Genomic DNA, 1,699 nt, shown 5'->3' with positions numbered 1-1,699 from the left:
CGACGGGCGCAGGCGGCCCTGGCCCGCATCGTCCATACGCCCCGAGCCGCTGGACGAGGGCGCGGCGCGCGATCGGTTCGAGGCGATGTTGTCCGGCCGCCTGGACGCCGCCAAGGGGCCGGACGTGGGGGAGGCGCAGGCGTGACCGACGCCTTCCAGCCCAACCTGGACTTCAGCGCCGCCGAGCAGGTCGATGCGCGCGACGCCTTCGTGGTCGATCTGGAGGGCTACGAAGGTCCGCTGCATGTTCTGCTGGCGCTGGCCCGCACTCAGAAGGTCGATCTGCTGAAGCTGTCGATCACCCGGCTGGCCGAGCAGTACCTGGCCTTCGTGCACGAGGCCCGGCGGCGAAACTTCGCCCTGGCGGCCGACTATCTGGTGATGGCCTCTTGGCTGGCCTACCTGAAGTCTCGGTTGCTTCTGCCGCGCAATGAGAAGGGCAAGGGCGACGAGGTCCCGGCCGAGGAGATGGCCGCCGCCCTGGCCTTCCGGCTGCAGAAGCTGGAGGCGATGCGCAAGGCGGTGGAGGCGATCCAGGCTCGGCCCCAGCTGAAGCGCGACGTCTTCACCAGGGGTGATCCCGAGGCCCTGGTGATCGTGCCGTCCGACCGGATCGACGCCAGCCTGTATGAGCTGATGGCCGCCTATGTGACCCAGCGCCGGCGCGAAGAGCAGCGCCGCTACAACCCCGGCCAACGGGTGGAAGCCTTTCAACTGGAGGCCGCGCGGGACTGGCTGCGTGAAGTTCTGCCCCGACTGGATACCTGGACCCCGCTGGAGCGGATCGCGCCCGAGAAGCATGGAGATGAAGGCCCGTCCCAGGCCAGCTATACGGCGTCCACGCTTTCGGCCAGCCTGGAGCTGGTCAAGGAGGGGGCGATGGACGTGAAACAGGCCCAGGCCTTCGCCGAGGTCTTCCTGAAGCGGCGCGGCAAGGGGCAGCCGCTGGAGCTGACGCCGTGATCCAGTTCGCTCCCGACCACATGGAGATCGAGCGCCGCGTTGAGGCCTTGCTGTTCGCCGCCGCCGGCCCCCTTTCGGCCGCGGAGATCGCGCGCCGGCTGCCCGAGGGCGCCGATGTGGGCGGGGCCATTTCGGCGCTGCGCGACCGCTATCAGGGCCGCGGGGTCGAGCTGGAGTGCGTCGCCGACCGCTGGCGCTTCCGCACGGCCGCCGATCTCAGCTTCATGATGACGGAAGAGCGCGAGGAGCCGCGCCGCCTGTCCAAGGCCGCGCTCGAGACCCTGGCCATCATCGCCTACCACCAGCCCTGCACCCGCGCCGAGATTGAAAGCGTGCGCGGCGTCTCCCTGTCCAAGGGCACGCTGGACCTGCTGCTGGAGATGGGTTTCGTCCGGCTGAAGGGCCGCCGGCGGACGCCGGGGCGGCCGGTGACCTACGGCACGGCCGACAAGTTCCTGGAGCATTTCAGCCTGGCCAGCCTGTACGACCTGCCGGGCGTGCAGGAGATGAAGGCGGCCGGCTTGCTGGACCTGTCGATCCCGGTCGGCTTCGAGGTGCCGGACCCGACCCGCGCGTCGGACGAGGACGAGACACCCCTGTTGCCCGGCGACGAAGACGGCCCCGAGTTTGCGCAGGACTTCGTGTCGGAGGACTGAAAGTCTCGTTCCTCCCCTTCAGGGGAGGGGGACCATGCGAAGCATGGTGGAGGGGCGTCAAAAGCGAGCGCGGATCCAAA

Annotated in this window: 2 protein-coding genes; both read left to right on the top strand. The window is 69.3% G+C overall.

What is annotated here, in order from left to right:
• Positions 1-141: 141 nt before the first annotated feature.
• Complete coding sequence (locus AC2W7C_RS17575) at positions 142-963, top strand: segregation and condensation protein A (RefSeq protein WP_486002522.1); 822 nt, start codon at positions 142-144, stop codon at positions 961-963.
• A gap of 20 nt (positions 964-983) precedes the next feature.
• Entirely contained in the window at positions 984-1,619 is a 636-nt protein-coding gene (scpB, locus tag AC2W7C_RS17570) for an SMC-Scp complex subunit ScpB (RefSeq protein ID WP_486002523.1), read from the top strand.
• The last annotated feature ends 80 nt before the right edge of the window (positions 1,620-1,699 follow it).

Source organism: Brevundimonas sp. CURTG3B2_SDJG (assembly GCF_057364705.1).
This window is presented reverse-complemented; position numbering and strand designations above follow the sequence as displayed.